This is a genomic window from Sphingomonas sp. NFR04 (assembly GCF_900114095.1).
Lineage (GTDB): Bacteria > Pseudomonadota > Alphaproteobacteria > Sphingomonadales > Sphingomonadaceae > Sphingomonas.
Window position 1 is genome coordinate 446,723 of sequence record NZ_FORV01000002.1, and the last position, 25,182, is coordinate 471,904.

Sequence of the window (25,182 nt, forward strand, 5' to 3'; positions counted from 1 at the left end):
CTGGCAACGTTGACAGGGGCACCAGAGAGAGGATCGGAATCGGATGGAAGTCGTCGCCGTCGACATCGGGGGGACCCACGCGCGCTTTGCGGTGGCGGAGGTCGCGGAAGGCCGCGTCGTCTCGCTCAGCGAGCCGATCACCCAGAAGGTGGCCGAACATCCCAGCCTGCAGCTCGCCTGGCGCGCCTTCGGCGAGAAGCTCGGTCGCCCGGTGCCCAAGGCCGCCGCGATCGCCGTCGCCTCGCCGATCAACGGCGACCTGATCAAGCTCACCAACAATCCCTGGATCATCCGCCCGCCGCTGATCCCCGATCGCCTCGGCGCCGATACCTGGACGATCGTCAATGATTTCGAGGCGATCGGCCATGCCGTCGCCCAGCTCGAGAACGAGGCATTCCTGCATTTGTGCGGGCCCGATGCGCCGCTGCCGGACAAGGGATCGATCACCGTCTGCGGTCCGGGCACCGGGCTCGGCGTCGCGCAGGTTTTCCGCCACCGCCGCGGCTATGACATCATCGCCACCGAAGGCGGCCATAGCGACTTCGCCCCGCTCGACGCGATCGAGGACGCGCTGGTGAAGCGCCTGCGCCGCACCTATCAGCGCGTTTCCAAGGAGCGGATCGTCGCCGGCCCGGCGATCGTCTCGATCTACGAGACGCTGGCCGATCTGGAGGGCGTGCCGGTCGCGCGCCTCGACGACAAGGCGATCTGGACGCTGGCGCTGGAGGGCAAGGACAGCCTGGCGGTGGCGGCGCTCGATCGCTTCTGTCTCAGTCTGGGTGCCGTCGCGGGTGACCTCGCCCTCGGGCATGGCCCAACGGCCGTGGTCATCGCCGGCGGTCTGGGCTTGCGCCTGAAGGACCATCTGCTGCAATCGGGGTTCGGCGAGCGATTCGTCGCCAAGGGGCGCTTCCGCTCCCTGATGGCGACGATCCCCGTCAAGCTGATCACCCATCCCCAGCCGGGCCTGTACGGCGCAGCCGCCGCCTTCGCCCAGGAGCATGCACAGTGAGCGATTCCCGTCCTTCGATCGAAGCCATCATGCGCACCTCGCCGGTCATCCCGGTGCTGGTGATCGACGACGCCGCCAAGGCGCGTCCGCTTGCCGAGGCGCTGGTGAAGGGCGGCCTGCGCGTGCTCGAAGTAACGATGCGCACCCCCGCGGCGCTCGAAGCGATCCGCGAGATGAAGAAGGTCCCCGGCGCGATCGTCGGCGCCGGCACGGTGGTCAACACCCAGCAGTTCGAGCAGGTGATGCAGGAGGACGCCGAGTTCATCGTCTCTCCCGGCCTCACCGATCACCTGGGCGGCGTGATCGCCAAGAGCGGCGTGCCGTATCTGCCGGGCATCGCCAATGCCGGCGACATCATGCGCGGCATGGATCTCGGCCTCAGCCACTTTAAGTTCTTCCCGGCCGAAACCTCGGGCGGGCTCAAGGCGCTCAAGGCGCTCGCCGGCCCCTTCTACGAAGCCAAGTTCTGCCCGACCGGCGGCATCACCCCCGCGACCGCGCCGGAGTGGCTGGCGTTCGACCCGATCCTCTGCGTCGGCGGCAGCTGGATCAGCAGCGGTTCGCTGGAAGAGGTGGAAGCCAAGGCCCGCGAAGCCGCCGCGCTGCCGCGGTAATTCGCACTTCTTAAGCCCCTCCTCCTTGGAGGAGGGGTTGGGGTGGAGGGATTCCAGAACCTTTGTTGGTCTCGGTGAGACACAGCCCCACCCCAACCCCTCCCCTGAAGGGGAGGGGCTAAACGCTCACCACCCTTGCCCTCTCCGATATACGAACCATATACGCTCCATAGTCTCACCCGCATCGGAGCACCCATGGGCATCGTGAAAATCGCCGACGACCTCCACGAGGAGGCCCGCCGCGCCAGTGCGGTGATGTGCCGCTCGATCAACGCCCAGGCCGAATATTGGATGAAAATCGGCATGCTCGCCGAGGCCAACCCCACGTTGCCCTTCAACGAGATCGTCCGCCGCCAGCTGGCCGAGGCACAGGTCGGCGCCGCCGCGCTCGAGGCGGCCTGACATGGTCAAGACACCCCAGGAACTCGAGCTGATGCGCGAGGCCGGCAGGCTGCTGGCCCAGGTTTTCGAGATGCTCGACCGCCAGCCGCTCGCCGGCATGTCGACGCTGGAGATCGACACGCTGGTCGACCGCTACATCACCGACGAACTCCACGCCCGCCCCGCCAGCAAGGGGCAGTATGGCTATGGCTTCGTGCTCAACTGCTCGATCAACCATGTCGTCTGCCACGGCGTCCCCGATGCCGGGACGATCGTGCAGGACGGCGACATCATCAACCTCGACATCACGCTGGAAAAGAACGGCTTCATCGCCGATTCGAGCAAGACCTACATGGTCGGCACCGTCTCGCCCCAGGCGAAGCGGCTGGTGAAGGTGACCCAGGAGGCGCTGTGGAAGGGCATCGCCCAGGTCCGCCCCGGCGCGACATTGGGCGACATCGGCGCCGCCATCGAGCGCCACGCCAAGCAGCATGGCTATTCGATCGTGCGCGACTATTGCGGCCACGGCATCGGCCGCGAGATGCACGAGGAGCCCTCGGTCCTCCATTTCGGCCGTCCCGGCACCGGCATGAAGCTGCGCGAAGGCATGACCTTCACGATCGAGCCGATGCTCAATCAGGGCACCCGCAAGGTGACCACGCTCGACGACGGCTGGACGGTGGTGACCAACGACCGCAAGCTCTCGGCCCAGTTCGAGCATACCGTGGCGGTGACGGCGACCGGCGTGGAGGTGCTGACGTTGCGCGAGGGGGAGCGGGCGCTGGCCGGCTGAACGCTAAATCTGCTTCCAAAACTCGGCATCGTTCAGTGGCAGACCGGAAGCGTCACCAATCACTTCCCAACTCCCACAGAGCGGGCAGACGGCCGAAGCAGCTGCAATATCTGCTCGCTTTTTTGGGAGCGCACCAGGCCGGCCAGGGATGCCGTCCCCGGCTGAGCCCACCCACTCGACAATGTCTTCTGGAGCGAAGCGTCCGCGGCAATTGATGCACCTGCAAGCATTGCTCCGAGAGATCTCGGCATGATTTTGCCGAGCGTGGCTGCGAACTTCCAAGGTCTGTTCAAGCGTAAGCTTCATACCGGACTTATGTGCAATCCAGCAGCGCTAACGCAAGCGGTGGAGACGGCGGTGGTCGCACGGAGCGCGGGCTCGCTCCAAAACGGACGCGCGCCTCACTAGACCACCGGCCATCGCCACGGTTGCGAAACGGCCCGGCAATCCCCATTTATGCTCTATCGCCGGCTTCCCTCCCGTAAGCGCCGGCGGCTGGGTCCATCATGTTCTCGCTTGCACCGCACGGAGAAATCCATGGACCTCGCCTATCTTCTTTCCCGCTACGAGATCTCCGTCGCCCGTGCGGGGTCTGCGGCCTGCGTATCGGCGCGTGCGTCGCACCGTGCGCTCGCCAGCGGCTATGCGGAGCGCATCCGCCGGTTCCGGATGGCCGGCACCACGGCGGTTGCCGCCTGATGGGCGCGATCACCCAGGTCGCGGTCGGCGCGACGTCCGACGAGATCGATCGCAAGCGCTTCCGCGGGAGTTCGCGGACGACGCTGGCGCCCGACGTCATCGCGCGCCAGTCGCGCGTCGCGCTACTTGCCTTCCAGTCCTTGCCCGATCGCGAGACGGCGCTGGCGTTCCTCAACAGCGAAGACCCCGCATTGGGCGGCCGGCCGATCGACATTGCCAGCACGAGCGAAGCCGGCGCGGAGCGCGTCGCCGCGATGTTGCGCGCCCGCATGGCCCCGGCCGCCAAGATCGACTAAGACGACCCCATGGCCGAACGCTTCGAACGACATCGCCAGCCCTGGCGCCCCGACGAGCTGCAAAAGCTCCACACCCTCGCCAAGAAGGGCATGCCGCTGCGCGCGATCGCCAAGGCGCTGACCCGCAGCGAGGAATCGGTGAAGGAGCGCGCCAAGCTGGACGGGCTGTCGATCGCCAAGCTGCACTGAGCCGGCGCGGCCCCGCTCAGGCGTAGCGGACCGTGGTCCGCCGTCGTGCGCGCAGTGCGCCGCCCATCAGCCCGAAACCGCCGAGCATCAGCGCCCAGGCTGCCGGCTCGGGCACCGGGCTGGCGGTCAGGCGTGCGCCGACGGTGAACGGGCCGAAGCCGCGATAGGCGGCGTTGATCGCATCGACGCCCGCCTGGTTCAGGTCGATCGTATAGCCCGAGGCAGCGGCGTTCACGGTGATCTTGCCGAGGACCGCGCCCGATCCGAGATCGTCGAAGATCCCCTTCGCACCATTATATTGCTGCAGGCCGACGATCGAGCTGGTGACGTCGTACAGCGTCAGCTCCATCGGCCGCCCCGTCGCATTGCCATAGCCGCCGGCGAGCGCATTGCCGATGGTCAGCGATGCGCTGGTCACCAGCCCCGACGGGAAGAAGCTGAAGAAGGAGCGATATTCCGTCGTCGAGCCCCAGCTGGTCACGCTACCGGTGACGTAATTGTCCCAGGCGTTATAGTGCGTGCCGTTGTTGTCGAACCAGCCGGTCTGAAACGCATTGATGCTGCCGGCGCCGTTCACCGTGAGCTTGACCGTGCCGCTGGGCGAATTGTTGAAGAGGTAGAAGTCCGCCGCGATGGCGGGCGTGCCGCATACGACGCCAAGCAGCAATGCTGCGCTCCACAAAACTCCGCTCTTCATTGCAAGACTCCCCCTGAATGCACCCCAATGCATTGATAGTTAACGGTGGAGTATCCCAAACCGCCATGGAGTCAAGACAAGCAGTTCCGGCACTGTCCCGCAATTGGCCAACAGCTTAGCGACCAATAGTACCGGTCATCCGCCAGCGGCGCGCTTCGCTCGCATCAGCGCCGCATCGAGCGCGGAGAGGAAGCGCGAGCGGTCCTCCTTGGCGAAGGGTGGCGGCCCGCCGATACGATCGCCGCCCGCGCGCAGATCCGCCATGATCGCGCGCACCGCCACCGCGCTGCCGATCGAACTGGTGGTGAAGGGCTTGCCGTTCGGCGCAAGCACCGCCGCCGCGCCCGCCTTGAGGCAGCGATCAGCGAGCAGGATATCGGCGGTAATCACCACCGCGCCCGCATCGGTATGCTCGGCGATCCAGTCGTCGGCGGCGTCGAACCCGTCGCTCACCACCACGCGGGTGAGCAGCGGGTGCTGGGGGATGCGGAGGTGCGCGTTGCTCACCACCGTCACCGGCACCTCTAGGCGCCACGCAACCTTGTAGATCTCGTCCTTCACGGGGCAGGCATCGGCATCGACGAGAATATGGGGCGGGATCGACATGCGCCTCCCCTGCCACAGCCGTGCCGAAACGCGAAACCCACGCCGTCTGCAAAGAGAACAAACAGGAAACGGATCGCTTTTCTACACAAGCGATCCGTGCCCATCCTCCCCCTTTGCAGCTTCAGAAACGAACGCTGACCCAGCCGGCAAGGAAATGCGATCCCTTGGATCCCACCGCCTTGAGCACCGCGCCGGGTTCGAAATATTCGTAGCGTCCGATCACCGACACGCGCGGGGTCACCTTCCAGGTCGCCTGCAGCCGTGCGGCGTCGCCGACATGCGCGCCCTTGATAAGCTGGGTGCCCGCATAGGCGGTGCCGGCGCCGCGATAGACGGCGTCGTTCTCGTCGACGCGCAGGCTGTGCTGCAACTCGGCGGTGAGGTCGAGCGACTTGCTCGGCGAGAGGGTGAAGTTCGGCGAGACCTGGAACAGGTTGGTCAGGTTGAGCGCCAGCTGGTAGCTATAGGCGATCGAACCGGCGGTGATGGTGCGGGTATTGCGGATCGTGCCGGTGCCATAGGCGCCGCCGCCGCTGCCATAGTCGAAATGGATGCCCGGCTTGGGCTTCAGCCCCTTGTTGCTCAGGCTGTAGGTCTGCGCTGCCTGGAGGAACCAGGCGTCGATCGGACGACCGCGATAGTCGCCGCCTTGATGGTTGACCAGCCAGTCGAAGGTCAGCTTGTTCACGCTGCCCCACAGGCGTGCGCCGTAATAGTGGCGGACTTCGAGGCCGGTCGCCTTGCCCCATTTCAGCGTGTCGTTGCGCTCGCGCCAGAAGAACGGGTCGAAGAAGATCTTGCGCTTGGGCTGGTTGGCGAGGACGACGCCGAAGGTGACGCCGGAGAAGCGGGTGCCGTCGTCGATGCGGTCGTCGCCGCTGCCGCCGAGGCCGAGGGTGGTCTGCTTGAAGTCGAACACATCGGCGCGGAACTGCGCGAACGAGACCCAGGCGCGGCCGCCGTTGAGCTCGGTATGGATCGAATTGTCGTCCTTCACCGAGATCAGCCCCGGCGCGCCGTCGGTGAACTCCTGCCGGCCATAGCGAACGCCGGCGTTGACGCCGCGTACCGGCGCACCGCTCAGCTCGACGAAATATTGCTGGGCGAACAGGTCGTTGCGCGACTTGGCCGCCGGCGTGCCGAGATTGTGCCCCGCCAGCCCGCCATGGGCGAGCTCGCCATAGGCACGCAGCGGGCCGACATGCAGGTCGGCCCCGGCGAAGATTCGGAACAGCTGCTCCTGGCGGTGGTCGCCCGGCAACAGGCTCGGCTGCGACACATATTGCTCGCGCAGCCGCATCTCGCCCGAGAGCGTGACATAGGCAAAGCCGTCCCCGGCGAGCGGCAGGTACTTCAACGGGTCGAGCGGGTCGTCGCGCTTCTTGGGGTTGCGCATGCCGCGCCAGTCCTCGGCCCAGCGCGACGTGTTGTAGCCGCCCAGCTTGATGCCGAAGCCGTCAGCCTGCGACGGATAGGTAAAGGTGGCGGGCGACGAAGGCGCGCGCGGCGTCACCGCTTCGGCAGGCGGCGTAGATTTCTGCGGCGGGATATTCTGCTGTGCCCCATCCTGGGCCCGTTCGGCGATCACCAGCAGTGCAGCGGGCTCGATCCGCTCCTGCGTCTGCGCCGAGACGGGCGAGGTGGAGACCGAGAGGCTGACGGCAAGCAGGGGCAGCAAAAACTGGGTACGCGACATGACGTTCGTCCATGTTGGGCAAGACGCGGTCATCGCCTCGCCCCTGTCCCTGTGAACGAGGCAATGCTGCGCCTTGGGAAGGCAGCGGGCCGCCTTCCGGAATTCAATTCAGCGGAGGGTACGGGCGATGCCGTGGCGGCACCGCCCGTGTGGGGCTCAGAAGCTCGCCCAGTCCTCGGCGCCGGCCATTGCCGGCACCGCGCGGGGTGCCGATGCAGGCGCCGAACGCGGCGTGGCGGATGCCGAACGGCTCGGCGTACGCGCGGGCGCGCCATTGCCGATCTTGAACCGCGCCGCCTGCTGGGTGAGGCCGCTCACTTCGCCCGCCAGGTTGCGCGCGGCAGCCGAGGTCTGCTCCACCATCGCCGCGTTCTGCTGGGTCGAATGGTCCATCACGCCGACGGCCGTGGCGATCTCACTGATCGCCGAGGACTGGGCGCGGTTGTCGATGGCGACCACCTCGATGAACTCGTGCACCTGGCTGACGCTGCTGGTGATGTTGGCGAGCGCCGCATCGACCTTCTTCACCGAATCCACCGCAACGCCGATATCGGCCTGGGTGGTGGTGAGCTGTTCGCGGGCGCGGCGGGCTTCCTCTTCGGCGCGCATCGCCAGCGCCGAGACGAGGTCGGCGACGACGGCGAAGCCGCGGCCCGCCTCACCTGCCCGGCCCGCCTCGACGGCGGCGTTCATGGCAAGGACGCGGGTCTGGAAGGCGATCTTGTCGAGGCCCTCGATGACGTTGTCGATGCCGCGGGCGCTTTCGGACACGCGGTCCATCGCCGCGGTAGCATCGGTGGCGGTGGTGCGGCCGGAGTCGACGATGCCGATCGCCTCCTGGGTGAAGCCCACCGTCTTGTCGGCGGCATCGGCGCTCGACTTGAGGCGATCGTTCATCTGCTGGAGCGCGGCCGAGGTCTGCTCCAGGCTGGCGGCGTTGCTCTCGGTGCGGCGGGCGAGATCGTCCGACGCGGCGGAGATCTCGGTCGAGCCGGTCTCGATGCTGCGCGAGGCTTCGGACAGCACGCTGATCAGCTCACGGAGATTTTCCAGCGCGGTGTTGAAGTTGTCGCGCAGGCTGCCATAGGCCGGCGGCACCGCCGTGGTGATCGAGCTGGTCAGATCGCCCTCGGACATTGCGTGGAGCTTCTCCGAGAGCAGTTGGACGATCGCCTGCTGGTCGGCATCGGACGCGGCCTTGGCGGCCTCGGCATGTACCTTGGCCTCGGCATTCTGGCGGAACACTTCGAGCGCACCGGCCATGCCGCCGATCTCGTCCTTGCGGCCCGAGCCGGGGATCGCTGCGGCAGTGTCGCCATTCGCGAGGGTACGCATGCGGCCGGTGATGGCGCCGAGCGGCAGCGTGATCGAGCGGCTGACGAACAGGACGGCGCCGACCAGTACCAGCACGATCACCAGCGCGGCCATGCCCAGCTTGATCTCGGCATCGTGCACCGCGGCCTGAATCTCCTCGTCGAACACGCCGGTGGCGACCACCCAGCCCCAGGGCTTGAAGGCGCGGACATAGGAGATCTTGGACTTCGCGCCCTTCCCGTCCGGCATCTCATATTCGTACGAAACGAAGCCGGCGCCCTGCTCGGCGGCGACCTTCACCATCTCGCGGAAATGAAAGGCGCCGGCGGCATCCTTGGTGTCGTAGGTCGTTTTGCCGACCTTCTCCGGCTTCACCGGATGCATCACCATCATGTGGTTGGTGTCCAGGATGAAGAAATAGTCGCTCTCGCCGAAGCGCATCGAGCCGACCACCTTCTTGGCGGCGGCCTGGGCGTCCGCCTGACTCATCCGGCCGGCGCGCTGCTCGGCTTCGTAATAGTCCAGCTGGCTGTAGGCGATGTCGATCGCCTGCTTGGTGCGTGCCTGAAAGCTCTTGGTGAGCGAGCTGTTCAGCTGGTTGATCGACAGAAGAATTACCAGCACCAGGCCGACCAGCGACCCCGCGCCGATGATAAATAGTCGTTTACCAATGCTGATATCATTCAAGAAACGCACTATAACCTCCGGATATATCCATTCCGGATTGTTATAGAGTGAAGCGGGCGGCCAATTTCCGTTTCATATGACTTATTTCGCCCTCGCAGCAAAACGAATCGAAACGTTTTCAAACCCTAATAATAGTCGAAGTGGACCTTACGGGATTATGCGGAGGCGGAGGAGCGCCGTTTGGCGCCCCTCCGTTTCGATATTCAGTTCTGGGACGCCTTGGTGCCGGGACGCGCCGGCGGCTGGCTGGAGGCGGCGGCGCGCAGTGCCTCGTCGTACCAGGCAGCGAGGTCGCGGTGCATCTGCGGCATGGTCGTGGGGTTGAGATAGACCATGTGGCCGGCGTCATAATAGGTGAAGCGGATGTTCTTCTGCAGTTGCGGATCGAGCAGCATGTGGCTGACGTCGAACTCGGCGCCGTAAAAGGGCGTGGCGAAGTCGAAATAGCCGTTCATGAACAGCACCTTCAGATACGGATTGGTCCGCATCGTATAGGCCAGGTCCGCCGCGCTGTCAGGCGCGAGATGGGTGCCGCTGCCGTCGGGCGCACGGTGCTTCCAGTCCCAGTCGAAGCCCGGGCCGCGCGCGGTCATGCGATAGGGCATATCGGTCTTGTAGCCGAGCACGCGCGTCGCATAGTCCTGGAAGGTTGCGACGAAGGCGCCGGTCACCGCAGTCGAGGCCGGATCGTCGCTCGGACTGTCGGCATTGGCGTCAGTCATGTTGAGCAGGTAGCGCGAATCCAGCCGGCCCACGGCGAGGCGGCGGTCGCGGAGCAGCTCGGTCTGGAAGCGCGGCAGGGTCAGGCGAAGGTCGGCGCGCAGGATATAGGCTTCGCTGATGCCGGTATACTCGGCCATCTTCCTGGCCACCGCCGCCTTCTCCTCGGCCGAGATGGTCGAACCTTTGGCGAGCGCCGCGGCATAGGGACCGCTGGTGAAGGCGCGGACCTCGGCAAGGAAAGTCGGCAGGTCGGCGGGGCGGTTCTGCAGCCGGTTATGGTACCAGGCGGTGGCCGCCATGGTTGGGAACAGCGTCAGGAAATTCTGGTCGTAGCCGGGCTGGCGGACGCCATAGTTCATGATCGTCGAGAACTGGACCATGCCGTTGAGGCTCAATCCCGCATCCTCGAGCTTGGCCGCGACCACCGGGTTGCGCAGCGTGCCGTAGCTTTCGCCGAACAGGAACTTCGGGCTCGGCCAGCGGTCGAACTTGCTGGTGTAGCGCAGGATGGCGCGGGCGAAGCCGTCGGCATCCTGATCGACGCCCCAGAAGTCCTTGCCCGTCTTCTCGCCCAGCGGCCGCGACCAGCCGGCGCCGAGCGCGTCGATGAAGACGAGGTCGCTCTTGTCGATCAGCGAGTCCGGATTGGGGCCGAAGCCATAGGGCGCCGGGCGGATATATTCGGGATTGGCGGTGGTGACGCGCACCGGCGCGAAGCTGCCCATGTGCAGCCAGATCGTCGGCGACCCCGGCCCGCCATTGTAGAAGAAGGTCACCGGCCGCTGCTCGCGCGCCGCGCCGTCACGCACATAGGCGGTGTAGAAATAGGAAGCGGTAGGCTTGCCGTCGTCGTCACGAATGGTGAGCGTGCCGGCGGTGGCGGTATAGGCGATCCGCTGGCCGCCGACGGTGACCGCGCCGTGGCTGACGGCAGCGGTTTCGTCCACCGAAGGCTTGGCCCAGGCAGCCTCCGCCTCCGCCTTCATCTGCTCGCGATGGTCCGGGCCCTTTGCCGCCGGCTTCTCCTGCGCCCAGGCCGGGCTGGTGGTGGCGAGCAACAGGCACAGCAAGGCATTACGACGCATTCAAATCCCCCGATGTTCTTGGATCAGGGAGACTTTGTTACATGCCCGCGCGGTAGAGACAAGCGCGCGACGGTTACGTTACATTTCCCCGCGCGCGCGGCGGATGGCATACCACTTCGCCACATTGGCCTGATGCTGTTCATAGGTCTCGGCAAAGACGTGGCCGCCGGTGCCGTCGGCGACGAAGTACAGCGCCTTGGACTGTGCCGGGTGGAGCACCGCATCGATCGACGCGCGGCCCGGGTTGGCGATCGGCCCCTCGGGCAGGCCGCGCATCGCATAGGTGTTGTAGCCGTTCTTGGCACGCAGCTCCGATTGGAGGATGCGGCGGCCGAGCGGCTTGCCCTTGGTGATCGGGTAGATGATCGTCGGATCGGCCTGGAGCGGCATGCCCGCCTTCAGCCGGTTGGCATAGACCGCGGCCACCGTGGTGCGCTCGGCAGGCTTGGCCGTTTCCTTCTCGACGATCGAGGCGAGGATGATCGCCTCGCGCGGCGTGGTGACCACCAGCCCCTTGTCGCGCGTGCCCCAAGCCTTGGCGAGATAGGCGGTCATCGCCTTCTGCATCCGCGCCAGCACCGCAGCGCGCGGCTCGTCGCGGACATAGGCATAGCTGTCGGGCAGCACCGAGCCTTCTTCCGGCGTCCTGGCGGTGCCGGTAAGCGCCGGCGCCTTGGCGAGCGCCTCGGCGACGAGGATCGACGGCATGCCCTCGGGCACCGTCACCAGCCGCTGCAGCGTCTTGCCGTCCTGCAGCATCTCCAGGATCTGCCGGGCACTGGTCCGCGGCGCGATGCGATATTCACCGGCGCGGATCGTGCCGGTACCGCCGAACGCCTTGGCGAAGGTCAGGAAGATCGGGCGCGAGGTGATCGCCCCTGCCTTTTCCAGTTCGCGCGCCGCCCGCGAGAGCGTCGCGCCCTCGGGCACGACGACGCTCAGCTCCTGCGTCGCCGGCCCCGGCCCCGCCCAGAGGAACCAGCCCCCGCCAAAGGCCGCGACCAGCAGCAGCGCCGCGACGAGAAGAACGCGCGGCCCCCGGCTTCTGCGTGCGGGCGCACGCTTGCCGGAACGGGGTCGCGCGTTCTTCGCCATCGGATCAGAGCGCCTTCATCACCAGGCTGGCATTGGTGCCGCCGAAGCCGAACGAGTTGTTCAGCACGGCCTTCACCTTCCGCTCCTTGGCGACGTGCGGCACGAGATCGATGCCCACGCAATTGTCGCTCGGATTGTCGAGGTTGAGCGTCGGCGGCACGATCTGGTCGCGCAGCGCGAGGATGCAGAAGATGCTCTCCACCGCACCCGCGCCGCCCAGCAGGTGGCCGATCGCCGACTTGGTCGAGCTCATCGACGCACCGCCGATCGAATCGCCGAACAGGCGACGCACCGCGCCGAGTTCGAGTTCGTCGCCCATCGGCGTCGAGGTGCCGTGCGCGTTGATGTAATCGATATCCTCGAGCGCGATGCCGGATTTGCGCATCGCCATCTGCATCGAACGGAACGCGCCCGAGCCTTCCGGATGCGGCGCGGTCACGTGATAGGCGTCACCCGACAGCCCATAGCCGACGACTTCGGCGTAGATCTTCGCGCCGCGGCGCTTGGCATGCTCATATTCCTCGAGCACGACCACGCCGGCACCCTCGCCCATCACGAAGCCGTCGCGGTCCTTGTCCCAGGGGCGGCTCGCCTTGGTGGGATCGTCGCGGAAGCCGGTGGAGAGCGCACGCGCCTGGCCGAAGCCGGCAATGCCGATCGGGCAGACGGTGCTCTCGGCGCCGCCCGCGAGCATGATGTCGGCATCGTCCATCGCGATCATCCGCGCGGCATCGCCGATCGAGTGCGCGCCGGTCGAGCAGGCGGTGACCACCGCATGGTTCGGGCCCATCAGCCCGTACTTGATCGACACCTGGCCCGAAATCAGGTTGATCAGGCGACCATGGACGAAGTGCGGCGAAACGCGCTTCGGGCCCTTTTCGGCGAGGACGAGCGATTCGCTCTCGATGCCCGGCAGGCCACCGATGCCCGAGCCGATCGAGCAGCCGGCGCGGAAGCGCATCTCTTCGGGCATGTCGGTGAGGCCGGCATCCTCGATCGCCTGGCCGGCGGCATCGATGCCGAAGACGATGAACGGATCGACCTGGCGCTGGATCTTGTGGTCGACGCGCTTGCCCGCATCGAAGCCATATTCATGATCCGCCGGCTTCACTTCGCAGGCATAGTTGCTCTGGAAATCCGTCGCGTCGAACTTGGTGATCGTGCCCGCGCCCGACTTGCTGGCGAGGATGTTCTTCCAGGCGGTTTCGACATCGGCCCCCAGCGGGGTGACGAGTCCCAGGCCGGTCACGACTACGCGGCGCATGGCAGTTCTCCAGTCAATTTCTGTTCGGTTCGGTCGTAATACAAAACGGCTCCCCGTCCGCATCGCCAAAGGCACGGGACGGGAAGCCGCCTAGTCGCAAGTCCTGCCCATCGGGCCGGGAGCGCGTTTCGAGCGTCAGCCCTGCTGATGCTCGGAGATGTAGGCAACGGCGTCGCCGACGGTGCTGATCTTCTCCGCGGCGTCGTCCGGGATCTCGACCCCGAATTCTTCCTCGAAGGCCATCACCAGTTCGACGATGTCGAGGCTGTCCGCGCCGAGGTCATCGGTGAAGCTCGCGGTCGGCACCACGTCCTTGGCGTCGACGCCTAGATGGTCGACAACGAGCGCCTGCACGCGGGTGGTGATCTCTTCCTGGTTGGCCATGGTCCCTGTTTTCCTTTGTGATGGGGCTCTGAATCCGTTTTCCCGCACCTAGAATGCCGCCGTGGCGGTTGCAAGAGGGTGCCGCAAGGGCCCGCTCCCGTTATCGGGAAAAGTCGGCTGAAGCATATTCCAGCGTGTTGAGAAACGCAAAATATTGCGCAAGCAGTTCCGCGTTGGCGCGGGTCTGTTGTGCTTCATCGGTAACGGCGGCGCGGATCAGGTCCTGCGTCGCCTTGGGAGTCAGCGGCTTGCGGCGCACCTCTTCGGGCAATGCGGCGAACTGCTGGTCGAGCGCGGCGGGATCGAAGCCCTTGGCCTGCACCACCCGTTTCGCCACCGGCAGCCCCACTTCCGCCAGCGCATAGACGCCGGAGGCCGTGGCTGCCGCACCGCTCCACCCGCGCTCGTTGGCGCAGGCGGTGGTGGCATCGTTCAGCCCGCGCGTGACAGCCGCCGAATAGCGCGGCCGCTGACCGGCCGTGCCGAGGTTCCGCTCGACATCGGCAGCCAACTGCGCCTTCACCGCCGCATCGAGCTTCTGCCCGACGCAGATGATCGACGCCGGATCGGCCGGCGCCGCGAAGGCCGGGGTTGCGGTGGCAAGTGCAAGTGCTGCGGCAAGTATCAAACGCATCGTCTTCCTTACTCCACGCCCCCCGGCTGCTCGGCTCAGAGCATCGCCATTCCGCCGTTCACGTGCAAGGTCTGGCCCGTGACATAGGACGCTTCCTTGCTAGCGAGATAGACGACCGCTGCGCCGATATCCTCGCCCTCGCCCAGCTTTCCGGCAGGAATGCGGCCGAGCAGCGCCTCTTTCTGCGCATCGGGCAGAACATCGGTCATCGCCGACCGGATGAAGCCCGGCGCGACGCAGTTGACGGTGATGTTGCGGCTGGCCAGTTCCTGCGCGAGCGCCTTCGACATGCCGACCAGGCCGGCCTTGGACGCGGCATAGTTGGCCTGGCCCGGATTGCCGGTCGCGCCGACGATCGAGGTGATCGAGAGCATGCGGCCGAAGCGCGCCTTCATCATCGGCTTGGCGGCGGCGCGCATCAGGCGGAAGGCGGCTTCCAGATTGACCTGGATCACCTGCTCCCACTCCTCGTCCTTCATCCGCATCGCGAGATTGTCGCGGGTGACGCCGGCATTGTTGACGAGGATGTCGAGCTTGCCGCCCAGCGCTTCCACCGCCTGCGGAACGAGCGCGTCGACCGCGGCGCGATCGGAGAGGTTGCAGGTCAGCGCGACATGCTCGCCGCCCAGGCTCGCCCGGAAGGTTTCCAGCTTCTCGGCATTGGATCCGGACACCGCGAGCTTGGCGCCCTGCGCGGCGAGCGCCTTGGCGATCGCCGAACCGATGCCACCCGAGGCGCCGGTGACGAGCGCGGTCATGCCTGTGAGATCGAACATCGAAATCTTGTCCTCTTATTGGTTCACGCGAAGGCGCGAAGACGCGAAGGAATCATGGCCGTTGACGACCCGGCGAAGCCCCTCCTTGAGCGTCTCGCCACCGAAATTGATCAGCAGCCCAAGGGGCTGCTTGAGCAAACGAAGATAGGTAAGCACCTGCTTCCCATGCACGGGCGCGAGGCGCTCGACGGACTTGATTTCGACGAGAAGACAGCCGTCAACGATAAGATCAGCGCGGAATGCGCCTTCAAAGCGCAACCCTTCAAACTCGATGTCGATTGGGCATTGTTGGACGACACGATGTCCCCGCTCGACGAGCTTTGCTGCCAATATCGCTTCGTACACGCTTTCCAGCAGCCCAGGCCCAAGCGCCATGTGCAACTTGATCGATGCATCGATGATGTCGGCTGCAATTGCCTCGACGTCCTGCATCTTCGCGTCTTCGCGCCTTCGCGTGAAAAAATCAAAGCACCTTCATCAGCGCCTCGATATCGTCCATGCTCACCACGCTGGTCACGCCGGCATCGGGGGTGATGCGCTTGACCATGCCGCCGAGCACCTTGCCGCCCAGTTCGACGAAATCATGCACGCCTGCATCGAACATAGCCGACACCGATTCGCGCCAGCGGACCATGCCGGTCACCTGCTCGACGAGCAGCGTGCGGATCGTCGCCGGGTCGGCGACCGGCGCTGCCGTCACATTGGCATAGACCGGCACCAACGGCGCCTGGATCGCCACCTCGGCGAGCGCGGCGGCCATGGCGTCGGCGGCAGGCTGCATCAGCGGGCAGTGGAACGGTGCCGAAACCGGCAGCAGCAGCGCGCGCTTGGCGCCATGGTCCTTGGCGATCGCTACCGCACGCTCTATCGCCGCGCGCGCGCCCGAGATCACCACCTGCGTCGGATCATTGTCGTTGGCCACGGTGCACACTTCGCCCTCGGCCGCGGCATCGGCGATCGCCTGCGCCTTGACAAGGTCGGCACCCAACAGGGCGGCCATCGCCCCCTCGCCCACCGGTACCGCCGACTGCATCGCGTCGCCGCGCTTGCGCAGCAGCTTGGCCGTGGTCGGCAGGTCCAGCGCCCCGGCGGCGCACAGCGCGGTATATTCACCGAGCGAGTGGCCCGCGACGAAATCGGCCTTGTCGGCGAGGCGGATGCCGCCTTCCTTCTCCAGTACGCGCAGCACCGCGATGGCATTGGCCATGATCGCCGGCTGGGCGTTGGCGGTGAGCGTGAGGTCGCTCTCCGGGCCTTCGCTCATCAGCTTGAAGAGATGCTGGCCCAGCGCCTCGTCGACTTCCTGGAACACTTCGCGCGCGGCGGGGCTCGCTTCGGCCAAGGCCTTGCCCATGCCGACGGCCTGGCTACCCTGGCCGGGAAAAAGGAACGCGCGCATAACTTGTCTCCTGCGGAAGCGCCGTGAATGGCTGAGCGCGTTACGGCGAGACACGGCCCCGACGCAAGCCTGCCGCTCGGCTACCATCGTCACAAAGCCGCACGCGTCGAAAAACCGCGTGCCAAGCAAAACCTTGGCGCGCTTTAGGTTAATAGCCGTGTCAATCCGGGGCACCTGGTCGCATTTGACACAGGTAACCAAAGTCGTTGTCGTTGTTGAAGTTAAGCGCCACCCGTATCTTCCTCCTCAAGTTGATCAGTATGACAGCGGGAGGACTTGGAATGAAGTTGAAGACGATTCTGGCCGGAGCGGCCATCCTGACGGCAGCGGCACCTTGCGCCGCGAATGCATCGGTGATCGTGCTCGGCAAGTGCAGCTCGGTCGCATCGTCTAGCGGCTGCCTGTTCGCCGGCAACATCAACGGCAACGACAATGTGCTGAACCCGAACAGCTACAAGCAGGCGCAGCTCGTCTACAACGTCTATAACAATTTCGTGCCGAGCGCGCAGCCGAACATCACGCTCAACTATCTGTTCGACACCAGCAGCACCTCCGGCCTGATCACGGGCGCCAACACCGGATCGGGCACCTGGTCGACGCCGGGTTATGTCATCGACTATATGGCGGTGAAGGCGGGCAACTATTTCACGCTCTACAAGATCGCCGATCTCAGCAGCGGCAGCTGGAGCACGATGGACATCCCGCACGGCAAGAACCTGAAGGACCTGTCGCACATCGTGTTCTTCGGCTCCGAGGCGGTGGCCGGGGTGCCCGAGCCGGCGACCTGGGGCATGATGATCGCCGGCGTCGGCATGGCCGGGGGCGCGCTGCGCCGCCGCCGCGCCCGCCAGCAGCTGCGCTTCGCCGCCGCCTGATTGCGCTTGCAACCGCCCCCGCTTTTGCGTAAGGGCGAACGATCGGAGCGGAGCAGCAATGCGTCCGCTCCGTTTGCTTTATCGAGACGACAGCCGGAGGGGCGACCGCATGGGGCGGCGTCAGCGATCGGCCAACAGGAAGAGAACCCAATGGCTCTGTACGAGCATGTGTTCCTTGCGCGCCAGGATCTGGCACAGGCGCAAGTGGACGCGCTGGCGGAAACCGCCACCAAGATCATCGAAGACAACAACGGCAAGGTCGTCAAGACCGAGACCTGGGGTCTTCGCAGCCTCGCCTATCGCATCGCGAAGAACCGCAAGGCGCATTACGTGATGCTCGAAATCGACGCGCCGGCCGGCGTGGTCGCCGAGCTGGAGCGCCAGACGCAGATCAACGAAGACGTGATCCGCTACATGACCGTCAAGGTTGACGGCCACGAAGCTGGTCCCTCGGTGATGATGCGCAAGGGCGACCGCGAGCGCCGCGGCCGTCGTGACCGCGATGGCAATTTCGAAGGCGAATAAGGAGCGTATAGACCATGGCACGACCCTTTTTCCGCCGCCGCAAGAGCTGCCCCTTCTCCGCGAAGGATGCGCCCCGGATCGACTATAAGGACGTCCGCCTGCTGCAGGGCTTCGTCTCCGAGCGCGGCAAGATCGTCCCCTCGCGCATCACTTCGGTGAGCGCGAAGAAGCAGCGCGAGCTGGCCCAGGCCATCAAGCGCGCTCGTCACCTGGGCCTGCTGCCCTACATCGTTAAGTAAGGAGCGGATCCATGGACGTCATTCTGCTGGAGCGCGTTGAGAAGCTCGGCCACATCGGCGACGTGGTGAAGGTGAAGGACGGCTTTGCCCGTAACTTCCTCCTGCCGCGCAAGAAGGCGCTGCGCGCCAACGAAGCCAACCGCAAGGTCTTCGAAGCCAATCGCGAGCGCATCGAGTCCGAGAACGCGACCCGTCGCGTCGAGGCCGAGAAGGAATCGAAGACGCTCGAGGGCGTTTCGGTGACCCTGATCCGCCAGGCGTCGAACGTCGGCCAGCTGTACGGCTCGGTTGCGGTGCGCGACCTGGTCGACGTGCTGACCGCCGACGGCCACAAGGTCAACAAGGCGCAGATCGTGCTCGACCGTCCGATCAAGGCGATCGGCGTGTACGAAGTCCGCGTTGCGCTGCACCCGGAAGTCGCGGTGACCATCAAGGTCAACGTCGCACGTTCGCCGGAAGAAGCCGAGATGCAGGCGCAGGGCGTCGACGTCATGTCGGCGATGTTCGAGCGCGAAGAGACCGGCTTCACCGAGGACTATGATCCCAACGCCGAGCCGGGCGAGATCGCGACCGAAGCCCCCGCCGCGGAAGACGCGCAGGGCTGAGTCGAGCGACTCTACCAACAAGGCAGGGGCCGTACCGAGCGATCGGTGCGGCCCTTTCCTTTTGGCCAGTGGAAACGTGCCACACCTGTCCTGAAATCGGCTGGAGAAGCCGTTTACTTCCCCTCGATTCCGCTAGTGTACGAAAATCCGCAGGCGTACCGCGTGGCACCCCGAATCGGTCGGGGCACGGAGACCTGCAAGTGGAGCAGCAAGCGAGCGACGGGCTTGATCCCGCGCATCCGCATCAGGAAAAGTTCGCCGCGCTGGCGGTCGGCGCGATCGGCGTGGTGTTCGGCGACATCGGCACGTCGCCGCTCTATTCGCTCAAGGAAAGCTTCATCGGCCACCACAAGCTGGCCCTGGATCCGGCGCATATCTACGGGGTGCTGTCGCTGATCTTCTGGACGATGACCTCGATCGTCACGATCAAATATGTCGCGCTGATCCTGCGCGCCGACAACAAGGGCGAAGGCGGCAGCCTGGCGCTGCTCGCCCTGATCACCCGCAAGATGGGCGACACCCGCTGGCGCGTCGCGATCACCATGACCGGCGTGATTGCCACGGCGCTCTTCTATGGCGACGCGATCATCACGCCCGCGATCTCGGTGCTGTCGGCGGTAGAGGGCCTCACCACCGTCGAGGCGGGCTTCACGCCGCTGGTGCTGCCGGTGACGGTGGCGATCCTGGTCGCGCTGTTCGCCATCCAGGCACGCGGCACTGCGGCGGTGGGCAAGCTGTTCGGGCCGGTAATGCTCGTCTATTTCGCGGTCATCGCAATCCTCGGCGTCCGCGGCATCATCGCCGCGCCCGAAATCCTGTGGGCGCTGAACCCCTGGTATGCGGTCAAGTTCTTCCTGCTCGATCCCAGCCTCGCCTTCCTGGCGCTGGGATCGGTGGTGCTGGCGGTGACCGGGGCCGAGGCGCTCTATGCCGACATGGGCCATTTCGGCCGGCGCGCGATCATGGTGTCGTGGCTTTACGTCGCCTTTCCGTGCCTGATGCTCAACTATCTCGGCCAGTCGGCGCTGATCCTGCGCAACCCGGCGATGATCGAGAATCCCTTCTTCCTGATGGCGCCGGACTGGGCGCGCCTGCCGCTCGTCATCCTCGCCACCATGGCGACGGTGATCGCCAGCCAGGCGGTGATCTCGGGCGCCTTCTCGGTTTCGCAACAGGCGGTGCAGCTCGGCTTCCTGCCGCGGCTGCGCATCCTCCACACCAGCGCCAAGGCGGCAGGGCAGATCTATGTGCCGCTGGTCAATTGGGGCCTGCTGGTGATGGTAGTGCTGCTGGCGCTCGGCTTCCGCAGCTCGAGCAACCTCGCCTCCGCCTACGGCATCGCGGTGACCGGCACGATGTTCATCACCGCCTGCATGCTCGGCGTGCTGACCTTTGCCGTGTGGAAGTGGAACAAGCTGCTCGCCGGCCTCGTCACCGGCATCTTCCTGCTGATCGACGGCGCCTATTTCGCCTCGAACATCACCAAGATCCCCGATGGCGGCTGGTTCCCGCTGCTGGTGGCGGCCGTGGCCTTCGTGCTGCTGACCACCTGGTCGCGTGGGCGGCGGCTGGTGCTCGCGCGGCTGCAGGAAGGGGCGATGCCGATCGCGCTGTTCATCCGCTCCGCCGCGCAGACCGCGACGCGGGTGAAGGGCACCGCGGTGTTCCTCACCTCGACGCCGGACAGCATCCCCCCTGCCCTGCTCCACAACCTCAAGCACAACAAGGTGCTGCACGAGCGGATCGTGCTGCTCACCGTCGCGATCGAGCAGGTTCCGCATGTCCGCGGCGCCGAGTGCACGTCGATGGAGCCGCTCGGCGACGGCTTCTTCCGCGTCGTGCTCCACTATGGCTTCATGGACGAGGTCGACGTGCCCATGGCGCTGGCGGCGATTCAGGAGTGCGGCGCGCCGTTCCGCCCGATGGAAACCAGCTACTTCCTCGCTCGCCAGACGCTGCTGCCCTCCTCGCGCCCCGGCATGGCAATCTGGCGCGAGAAGCTGTTCGCCTGGATGGTGCGCAATGCCGAAAGCGCGATGGAGTTCTTCAAGCTGCCCACCAATCGCGTCGTCGAACTCGGCAGCCAGCTGGAAATCTGAGCAAAAAAATGGGGCGGCATCCGCGAGGGAAGCCGCCCCAGGTCTTCGGGGTGTGTTCGTTCAGCCGGCGAGGACCGCGGTCTTGCCGCTGGCGCCCTGGACATCGACCGGCGATCCGCCCGCGCGGCGGCGCTGCAGCCAGTCCTTCAGCAGCTCGGCGCAGCTGTGATCGACCGCGTCGAGCCGCGACACGTCGAGCAGCACCGACTTGCCGCCGGGGACCGACTCCAGCCGGTCGGAAAGCTTGGGCAGCGTGATGAAGGTCGCCGAGCCCGCCAGCGCGATCCGGTGTTCGCCCGCTTCCTCCTGCTGGTCGACTTTGAGACCGAGGCGGCGGAGGTTGGGCACCAGCTCGAGCAGCGACAGCGCGATGCCGACCAGCACGCCGGTGAGCAGGTCCTGGGTCACGACAAGCGCGCAGGTCACCGCCCAGATCGCCGCCGGCAGGACGCCATAGGTCCCGAACAGGTGGCGGACATGCTTGAGGTTGACCAGCTTGGCACCGGTCACCACCAGCACCGCACCCAGCGCCGCCATCGGGATCTCGCGCAGCAGCCAGGGCAGCAGCGCGACGAAGCCGAGGATCCAGGCGCCGTGCAGGATCGCCGACAGACGCGTCTGCGCGCCGGCCTGGACGTTGGCCGAGCTGCGGACGATCACGCCGGTCATCGGCAGCGCGCCGGCAACGCCGCACAGCAGGTTGCCGATGCCCTGCGCACGCAGTTCCTTGTTGTAGTTGGTCCGCACACCGTCATGCATGCGATCGACCGCGGCGGCCGAAAGCAAAGTTTCGGCGCTGGCGATGAAGGCGAGTGCGATCGCAGCGGTGATCACGCCCGGGTCCATCCACTTGGCGAGGAAGCCGTTCTCCGGCAGCGCGATCGCCGAGACGATGTTCGAGGGCACGGTGACGCGGGTCACGTCGAGCCCGAGGCTGAACGCCACCAGCGTCGCTGCGACCACGCCGACCAGCGCGCCGGGGACGAGCTTCACGGCAGCCGGCTTGAACTTGTCCCAGCCGAGCATCGTGACGATCGTCAGCAGGCCCAGCCCCAGCGCCATTTCGGCGGCGGCGAGATCGGTGGAGAGGCCCAGCACGCGGCCGGGCATCGCGGCCAGATTGGCAAGCCCGTTCGATAGCGGCTTCGCATCGAACAGCACGTGATATTGGCCGACGACGATCAGGATGCCGATGCCGGCAAGCATGCCGTGCACCACGGCTGGCGAGATCGCACGGAACCAGCCGCCGACGCGCAGCACGCCCGCGACTACCTGGATGGCGCCGGCGAGGATCAGGATCGGCCCCAGCGCGGACAGGCCCTGCTCACGCACCAGTTCGAACACGATGACGGCAAGGCCGGCCGCCGGGCCGCTCACCTGGAGCGGCGAACCGGCGAGCAGGCCGACGACCAGGCCACCGATGATGCCGGTGACCAGGCCCTTCTCAGGCGGCACGCCCGAGGCGATGGCGATGCCCATGCAGAGCGGCATCGCCACGAGGAACACGACGATCGACGCCGTGAAGTCGCGCACGAAGCTCTTGGGCTTCGGTGCTTCCGCGACCGTGCTCATTCGGCTGCCTCCGCATAGGCGATGTCGCGGGCCAGCCGCTGGCCGGCGGGCAGCGCCACCGGCATCGGGCGATCCTCGCGGATCGGCATGAAGCGCCCGGTCTCGCCGTCGAGGCCGAGCACCATCCCGGCGCCGATATCGACGAACCAGCCGTGCAGCGCGATCTCGCCGCGCGCGATGCCCGCCGCAACCGATGGGTGGGTGCGCAGGTGAGCGAGCTGGACCACGACATTCTCAAGCGCGGCGGTGCGGACCGCATCGGCGCCTTCCAGATTGTCATAGCCGCCGTCGACGACGCACTTGGCGGCATGGCTGTGGCGCAGCCAGGCAGTGACGTTCGGCATGCCTTCGAGCATTTCCGGGTTCATCAGCGCCTTCATCGCGCCGCAGTCCGAATGGCCGCAGACGATGATGTCGCGCACCCCCAGCGCTGCCACGGCATATTCGACGGTCGAGGACACGCCGCCATTCTGGGTGGCGAAGGGCGGCACGATGTTGCCGGCGTTACGGCAGACGAACAGGTCGCCCGGGTTCGCCTGGATGATGTGCTCGGGCACCACGCGCGAATCGGCGCAGGAGATCATCAGCGCCTTCGGGCTCTGCCCGTGCGCGGCGAGCTTGGAATAGAGGGCGTGCTGGTTCGGGAAGACCTGCTTCTCGAAATCGACGACGCGTCCGATCACTTCGTTCACGGCTTGCTCCTGTAACGCACCCGCGGCGCGGGCATCTCTTCAGGAATGCAAACTACCGGTCGCCATTTGCTGCATCGCGGCGCGTTCGTAAGAAAACGTTGCTAAGCCATTGGCCCGTCGCGCGGCAGGAGGATTTCGGCGCAGAGCCCTCCGCCCTCGCGGTTGGCCAGCCGGAAGCTGCCGCCCTCGGCTTCCGCGGCGCGCGCTACGATCGACAGGCCAAGCCCGAAGCCCACGGTGTCGCGGGAGCGTGCCGCGTCGAGCCGCACGAAGGGCTGCATGACGCGCTGGAGATCCGCTTCGGGAATGCCGGGCCCCTTGTCCTCGACGCGGATTGCCACCGCACCGTCGACCGGCACCAGCCGGATGCAGCACTGGCCGGCGTAATGGACGGCGTTGTCGACGAGGTTGTTGAGCGCGCGCTTCAGCATCAGTGGGCGCAGGACATGCTCGAAATGGTCCGGGCCGTCATATTCGACATCACGGCCGTGATCGGCATTGTCGTCCGCGATGGTCGCGCACAGCACCGCGAGGTCGACCCGCGCAGGCGTCTCCTTGTCGCCTTCGCCGCCGAGAAAGGCGAGCAGTGACGAAATCATCGCCTCCATCTCGGTGATGTCGGTCTCGACCGCAGCGTGGACGTCGGGATCGGCGATGGCGTCGGCGCGCAGGCGTAGCCGGGCAAGCGGCGTGCGCATGTCGTGACCGACGGCTGCGAGCGCCTGGGTGCGATCGGCGATCAGCCGGTGGATGCGGTCCTGCATCCGGTTGAACGCGCTGATCACGCGGCGCAGCTCCTTGGGCCCGGCCTCCTCGACTTCAAGGATGGTGCCGGTGCCGAAGCGATCGGCCGCCACCGCCAGCCGGCGCATCGGCAGCAGCATGCGCCGGAGCAGGATGCCGCTGATCAGGATCAGCGCCAGCGCCGGCGCCAGCGCCAGCAGTATCCGCGATAGGCCGAGATCGGCGGCATGGACATGCTCGCGCGTTCGGAAATACATCCAGCTGCCGTCGGGCATCGGCACCGCGCCAACGATCAGCGCCTTGCTCCCCTGCGAGGTGAGCCGCAGCCGCAGCCCGTTGGAGGCGAGCGTCGGCTCCCACAGCACTACCTGCTCGTACAGCCGATCGAGATCGGGCTGCTCGCGCAGGCCGTTGGGCAGCTGCGGCATCCAGCGCACTTCATAGCGCGACGTGGTGAATTCGAGCGCCAGCTGCTCGCGCCGCGCGGGCGGCTGCTCGGCAAGCAGCTTGCGGGCGATCACCAGATGCTCGGCGAGGCGCCGCGCCTCGTCGTCGCGCACCGCGAACTGGCTGGCGCGCTCGTAGAGCAGAGTCGATACGGCGAATTCGATCAGGATGGTCAGCAGCAGGATCGCGAAGACCTGCCCGATCAGCCCGGAGGGACGCTTGAGAAACGCCCTCAACTGCGCGTCACGGGCACGTTGAGCGTGTAGCCGATGCCGCGCACGGTCACGATCGGCGCCTGGTGGCCGGCATCGGAGAGCTTGCGCCGCAGCCGGCTGACCAGGACGTCGATGCTGCGATCCGAGCTGTCGCCCAACCGGGTGCGCGAGAGTTCGATCAGCCGCTCGCGCGAAATCACGCGGCCCGAATGGTCGCACAGCGTGACCAGCAGGTCGAATTCGGCCCCGGTCAGGTCGACCACTGCACCGGTCGGCGACAGCAGCTCGCGGCGCGGCAGGTTGACCGTCCAGCCGTCGAACTGGATTTCGCCCTTGGGCCGCTCGGCGGCATCGCGCTCGCCAGCACCCCGGCGGAGTACCGCGCGCACCCGCGCGACCAGCTCGCGCGTGCCGAAGGGCTTGGGGAGATAATCGTCGGCGCCCAGCTCGAGCCCGACGACGCGATCGGTCTCGCTGCCCTTGGCCGAGATGAAGATGATCGGCACCGAGCTCTTCTGTCGGAGCGCGCGGCACAGATCGATGCCACTGGTGCCGGGAAGCATCACGTCGAGCAGCACCAGATCCACCGGCCCCTGTTCCAGCGCCAGCCACATCTCCGGCGCGGAGGAGGCCGGGCGCACCGTATAGCCGTTTTCCTGGAGCGCGCGGGCGGTCAGCGTGCGCAGCTGGGGATCATCCTCGACCAGTACGATCGTGGGGAGGCTCAGCGGGGGTTCACCTGCATACATCGCGCAGAAATCTAGGGACGGCGGTCCGGAGGGTCAACGTCGCCCCGCCGCATTGCGGCGTGACGGGGGTCACGCG

The 25,182-nt window shown here is 66.3% G+C and carries 28 protein-coding genes; 12 read left to right on the forward strand and 16 right to left on the reverse strand.

What is annotated here, in order from left to right; genetic code table 11:
• Positions 1-43 precede the first annotated feature (43 nt).
• The 7 genes from BM009_RS08235 to BM009_RS08260 all read left to right on the forward strand — a co-directional run bounded on the left by BM009_RS08235 (position 44) and on the right by BM009_RS08260 (position 3,984).
• On the forward strand, positions 44-1,012 hold the full coding sequence (locus BM009_RS08235; protein ID WP_093295320.1) for a glucokinase: 969 nt from the start codon (positions 44-46) through the stop codon (positions 1,010-1,012).
• A 29-nt stretch (positions 1,013-1,041) separates the two neighbouring features.
• Positions 1,042-1,626, forward strand: coding sequence for a bifunctional 4-hydroxy-2-oxoglutarate aldolase/2-dehydro-3-deoxy-phosphogluconate aldolase (gene eda / locus BM009_RS08240; protein WP_093295825.1), 585 nt, complete (start codon positions 1,042-1,044; stop codon positions 1,624-1,626).
• A 195-nt stretch (positions 1,627-1,821) separates the two neighbouring features.
• Positions 1,822-2,028 (forward strand): ParD-like family protein, encoded by a 207-nt coding sequence (locus BM009_RS08245; protein WP_093295321.1) that lies wholly within the window; start codon positions 1,822-1,824, stop codon positions 2,026-2,028.
• 1 nt (position 2,029) lies between these two features.
• Positions 2,030-2,800, forward strand: coding sequence for a type I methionyl aminopeptidase (gene map, locus BM009_RS08250; RefSeq protein ID WP_093295323.1), 771 nt, complete (start codon positions 2,030-2,032; stop codon positions 2,798-2,800).
• A gap of 537 nt (positions 2,801-3,337) precedes the next feature.
• Positions 3,338-3,499: a hypothetical protein gene (locus BM009_RS22570; protein ID WP_175487949.1), complete on the forward strand. Its 162-nt coding sequence runs from the start codon at positions 3,338-3,340 to the stop codon at positions 3,497-3,499.
• The gene (locus BM009_RS08255; protein ID WP_093295324.1) at positions 3,499-3,795 is read left to right on the forward strand and encodes an antitoxin Xre/MbcA/ParS toxin-binding domain-containing protein; all 297 of its coding nucleotides are present in this window, start codon (positions 3,499-3,501) and stop codon (positions 3,793-3,795) included. The genes BM009_RS22570 and BM009_RS08255 overlap by 1 nt, the downstream gene beginning before the upstream one ends.
• Before the next feature lie 9 nt (positions 3,796-3,804).
• Positions 3,805-3,984, forward strand: coding sequence for a hypothetical protein (locus BM009_RS08260; protein WP_010543827.1), 180 nt, complete (start codon positions 3,805-3,807; stop codon positions 3,982-3,984).
• A 16-nt stretch (positions 3,985-4,000) separates the two neighbouring features.
• On the opposite strand, the gene BM009_RS22935 is transcribed toward BM009_RS08260, so the two are convergent.
• The 12 genes from BM009_RS22935 to fabD all read right to left on the reverse strand — a co-directional run bounded on the left by BM009_RS22935 (position 4,001) and on the right by fabD (position 16,344).
• Positions 4,001-4,681: a PEPxxWA-CTERM sorting domain-containing protein gene (locus BM009_RS22935; protein ID WP_254772200.1), complete on the reverse strand. Its 681-nt coding sequence runs from the start codon at positions 4,679-4,681 to the stop codon at positions 4,001-4,003.
• A gap of 135 nt (positions 4,682-4,816) precedes the next feature.
• Positions 4,817-5,287, reverse strand: a complete 471-nt coding sequence (locus BM009_RS08270) for a YaiI/YqxD family protein (protein WP_093295326.1) — start codon at positions 5,285-5,287, stop codon at positions 4,817-4,819.
• A gap of 121 nt (positions 5,288-5,408) precedes the next feature.
• Entirely contained in the window at positions 5,409-6,983 is a 1,575-nt protein-coding gene (locus BM009_RS08275) for an alginate export family protein (RefSeq protein ID WP_254772201.1), read from the reverse strand.
• A gap of 156 nt (positions 6,984-7,139) precedes the next feature.
• The gene (locus tag BM009_RS08280) at positions 7,140-8,993 is read right to left on the reverse strand and encodes a methyl-accepting chemotaxis protein (RefSeq protein ID WP_093295327.1); all 1,854 of its coding nucleotides are present in this window, start codon (positions 8,991-8,993) and stop codon (positions 7,140-7,142) included.
• Between the two features lie 194 nt (positions 8,994-9,187).
• Complete coding sequence (locus BM009_RS08285; RefSeq protein WP_093295329.1) at positions 9,188-10,792, reverse strand: S10 family peptidase; 1,605 nt, start codon at positions 10,790-10,792, stop codon at positions 9,188-9,190.
• A 78-nt stretch (positions 10,793-10,870) separates the two neighbouring features.
• Entirely contained in the window at positions 10,871-11,887 is a 1,017-nt protein-coding gene (mltG, locus tag BM009_RS08290) for an endolytic transglycosylase MltG (RefSeq protein WP_093295330.1), read from the reverse strand.
• Positions 11,888-11,891: 4 nt separating this feature from the next.
• Positions 11,892-13,151, reverse strand: a complete 1,260-nt coding sequence (gene fabF, locus BM009_RS08295; RefSeq protein ID WP_093295332.1) for a beta-ketoacyl-ACP synthase II — start codon at positions 13,149-13,151, stop codon at positions 11,892-11,894.
• Between the two features lie 135 nt (positions 13,152-13,286).
• Positions 13,287-13,535, reverse strand: a complete 249-nt coding sequence (locus BM009_RS08300) for an acyl carrier protein (RefSeq protein ID WP_010543822.1) — start codon at positions 13,533-13,535, stop codon at positions 13,287-13,289.
• A gap of 100 nt (positions 13,536-13,635) precedes the next feature.
• The gene (locus tag BM009_RS08305; protein ID WP_093295333.1) at positions 13,636-14,169 is read right to left on the reverse strand and encodes a hypothetical protein; all 534 of its coding nucleotides are present in this window, start codon (positions 14,167-14,169) and stop codon (positions 13,636-13,638) included.
• Positions 14,170-14,204: 35 nt separating this feature from the next.
• On the reverse strand, positions 14,205-14,945 hold the full coding sequence (gene fabG, locus BM009_RS08310) for a 3-oxoacyl-[acyl-carrier-protein] reductase (protein ID WP_093295335.1): 741 nt from the start codon (positions 14,943-14,945) through the stop codon (positions 14,205-14,207).
• Between the two features lie 15 nt (positions 14,946-14,960).
• A complete protein-coding gene (locus tag BM009_RS08315) occupies positions 14,961-15,377 on the reverse strand; it encodes a GxxExxY protein (RefSeq protein WP_093295336.1) in 417 nt (138 codons plus the stop codon).
• 31 nt (positions 15,378-15,408) lie between these two features.
• Positions 15,409-16,344, reverse strand: coding sequence for an ACP S-malonyltransferase (gene fabD, locus BM009_RS08320; RefSeq protein WP_093295338.1), 936 nt, complete (start codon positions 16,342-16,344; stop codon positions 15,409-15,411).
• Between the two features lie 281 nt (positions 16,345-16,625).
• Here fabD and BM009_RS22940 point away from each other — a divergent pair, with 281 nt between their 5' ends.
• The 5 genes from BM009_RS22940 (at position 16,626) to BM009_RS08345 (ending at position 20,687) form a co-directional block, all read left to right on the forward strand.
• Positions 16,626-17,219: a PEPxxWA-CTERM sorting domain-containing protein gene (locus BM009_RS22940; protein ID WP_254772202.1), complete on the forward strand. Its 594-nt coding sequence runs from the start codon at positions 16,626-16,628 to the stop codon at positions 17,217-17,219.
• 150 nt (positions 17,220-17,369) lie between these two features.
• Complete coding sequence (gene rpsF / locus BM009_RS08330; protein WP_066716733.1) at positions 17,370-17,744, forward strand: 30S ribosomal protein S6; 375 nt, start codon at positions 17,370-17,372, stop codon at positions 17,742-17,744.
• Between the two features lie 14 nt (positions 17,745-17,758).
• Positions 17,759-17,983 (forward strand): 30S ribosomal protein S18, encoded by a 225-nt coding sequence (gene rpsR, locus BM009_RS08335; protein ID WP_010543816.1) that lies wholly within the window; start codon positions 17,759-17,761, stop codon positions 17,981-17,983.
• A gap of 11 nt (positions 17,984-17,994) precedes the next feature.
• A complete protein-coding gene (gene rplI, locus BM009_RS08340) occupies positions 17,995-18,588 on the forward strand; it encodes a 50S ribosomal protein L9 (RefSeq protein ID WP_093295341.1) in 594 nt (197 codons plus the stop codon).
• Between the two features lie 200 nt (positions 18,589-18,788).
• Positions 18,789-20,687: a potassium transporter Kup gene (locus BM009_RS08345; RefSeq protein WP_093295342.1), complete on the forward strand. Its 1,899-nt coding sequence runs from the start codon at positions 18,789-18,791 to the stop codon at positions 20,685-20,687.
• 60 nt (positions 20,688-20,747) lie between these two features.
• Here BM009_RS08345 and BM009_RS08350 read toward each other — a convergent pair whose 3' ends face one another.
• The 4 genes from BM009_RS08350 to BM009_RS08365 all read right to left on the reverse strand — a co-directional run bounded on the left by BM009_RS08350 (position 20,748) and on the right by BM009_RS08365 (position 25,085).
• Positions 20,748-22,259 (reverse strand): SulP family inorganic anion transporter, encoded by a 1,512-nt coding sequence (locus BM009_RS08350; protein WP_093295344.1) that lies wholly within the window; start codon positions 22,257-22,259, stop codon positions 20,748-20,750.
• Complete coding sequence (locus BM009_RS08355; RefSeq protein WP_093295345.1) at positions 22,256-22,951, reverse strand: carbonic anhydrase; 696 nt, start codon at positions 22,949-22,951, stop codon at positions 22,256-22,258. The genes BM009_RS08350 and BM009_RS08355 overlap by 4 nt, the downstream gene beginning before the upstream one ends.
• Before the next feature lie 101 nt (positions 22,952-23,052).
• Positions 23,053-24,378 carry an ATP-binding protein gene (locus BM009_RS08360; protein ID WP_093295347.1) on the reverse strand — a complete coding sequence of 442 codons (1,326 nt, stop codon included), beginning with the start codon at positions 24,376-24,378 and terminating at the stop codon, positions 23,053-23,055.
• Positions 24,375-25,085, reverse strand: coding sequence for a response regulator transcription factor (locus BM009_RS08365; RefSeq protein WP_093295828.1), 711 nt, complete (start codon positions 25,083-25,085; stop codon positions 24,375-24,377). Before BM009_RS08365 ends, BM009_RS08360 begins: the two co-directional genes overlap by 4 nt.
• Positions 25,086-25,182 lie beyond the last annotated feature (97 nt).

What these genes read in the sequence shown, in the direction of transcription:
- BM009_RS08300 (WP_010543822.1), bottom strand. Translation starts at nt 13,535, where the DNA reads ATGGCCAACCAGGAAGAGATCACCACCCGCGTGCAGGCGCTCGTTGTC.
- rpsF (WP_066716733.1), top strand. Translation starts at nt 17,370, where the DNA reads ATGGCTCTGTACGAGCATGTGTTCCTTGCGCGCCAGGATCTGGCACAG.
- BM009_RS08270 (WP_093295326.1), bottom strand. Translation starts at nt 5,287, where the DNA reads ATGTCGATCCCGCCCCATATTCTCGTCGATGCCGATGCCTGCCCCGTG.
- BM009_RS08255 (WP_093295324.1), top strand. Translation starts at nt 3,499, where the DNA reads ATGGGCGCGATCACCCAGGTCGCGGTCGGCGCGACGTCCGACGAGATC.
- BM009_RS08285 (WP_093295329.1), bottom strand. Translation starts at nt 10,792, where the DNA reads ATGCGTCGTAATGCCTTGCTGTGCCTGTTGCTCGCCACCACCAGCCCG.
- BM009_RS22935 (WP_254772200.1), bottom strand. Translation starts at nt 4,681, where the DNA reads ATGAAGAGCGGAGTTTTGTGGAGCGCAGCATTGCTGCTTGGCGTCGTA.
- BM009_RS08305 (WP_093295333.1), bottom strand. Translation starts at nt 14,169, where the DNA reads ATGCGTTTGATACTTGCCGCAGCACTTGCACTTGCCACCGCAACCCCG.
- fabG (WP_093295335.1), bottom strand. Translation starts at nt 14,945, where the DNA reads ATGTTCGATCTCACAGGCATGACCGCGCTCGTCACCGGCGCCTCGGGT.
- fabD (WP_093295338.1), bottom strand. Translation starts at nt 16,344, where the DNA reads ATGCGCGCGTTCCTTTTTCCCGGCCAGGGTAGCCAGGCCGTCGGCATG.
- mltG (WP_093295330.1), bottom strand. Translation starts at nt 11,887, where the DNA reads ATGGCGAAGAACGCGCGACCCCGTTCCGGCAAGCGTGCGCCCGCACGC.
- BM009_RS08350 (WP_093295344.1), bottom strand. Translation starts at nt 22,259, where the DNA reads ATGAGCACGGTCGCGGAAGCACCGAAGCCCAAGAGCTTCGTGCGCGAC.
- fabF (WP_093295332.1), bottom strand. Translation starts at nt 13,151, where the DNA reads ATGCGCCGCGTAGTCGTGACCGGCCTGGGACTCGTCACCCCGCTGGGG.
- BM009_RS22570 (WP_175487949.1), top strand. Translation starts at nt 3,338, where the DNA reads ATGGACCTCGCCTATCTTCTTTCCCGCTACGAGATCTCCGTCGCCCGT.
- BM009_RS08260 (WP_010543827.1), top strand. Translation starts at nt 3,805, where the DNA reads ATGGCCGAACGCTTCGAACGACATCGCCAGCCCTGGCGCCCCGACGAG.
- BM009_RS08235 (WP_093295320.1), top strand. Translation starts at nt 44, where the DNA reads ATGGAAGTCGTCGCCGTCGACATCGGGGGGACCCACGCGCGCTTTGCG.
- BM009_RS08315 (WP_093295336.1), bottom strand. Translation starts at nt 15,377, where the DNA reads ATGCAGGACGTCGAGGCAATTGCAGCCGACATCATCGATGCATCGATC.
- BM009_RS08275 (WP_254772201.1), bottom strand. Translation starts at nt 6,983, where the DNA reads ATGTCGCGTACCCAGTTTTTGCTGCCCCTGCTTGCCGTCAGCCTCTCG.
- BM009_RS22940 (WP_254772202.1), top strand. Translation starts at nt 16,626, where the DNA reads ATGAAGTTGAAGACGATTCTGGCCGGAGCGGCCATCCTGACGGCAGCG.
- eda (WP_093295825.1), top strand. Translation starts at nt 1,042, where the DNA reads ATGCGCACCTCGCCGGTCATCCCGGTGCTGGTGATCGACGACGCCGCC.
- map (WP_093295323.1), top strand. Translation starts at nt 2,030, where the DNA reads ATGGTCAAGACACCCCAGGAACTCGAGCTGATGCGCGAGGCCGGCAGG.
- BM009_RS08245 (WP_093295321.1), top strand. Translation starts at nt 1,822, where the DNA reads ATGGGCATCGTGAAAATCGCCGACGACCTCCACGAGGAGGCCCGCCGC.
- rplI (WP_093295341.1), top strand. Translation starts at nt 17,995, where the DNA reads ATGGACGTCATTCTGCTGGAGCGCGTTGAGAAGCTCGGCCACATCGGC.
- rpsR (WP_010543816.1), top strand. Translation starts at nt 17,759, where the DNA reads ATGGCACGACCCTTTTTCCGCCGCCGCAAGAGCTGCCCCTTCTCCGCG.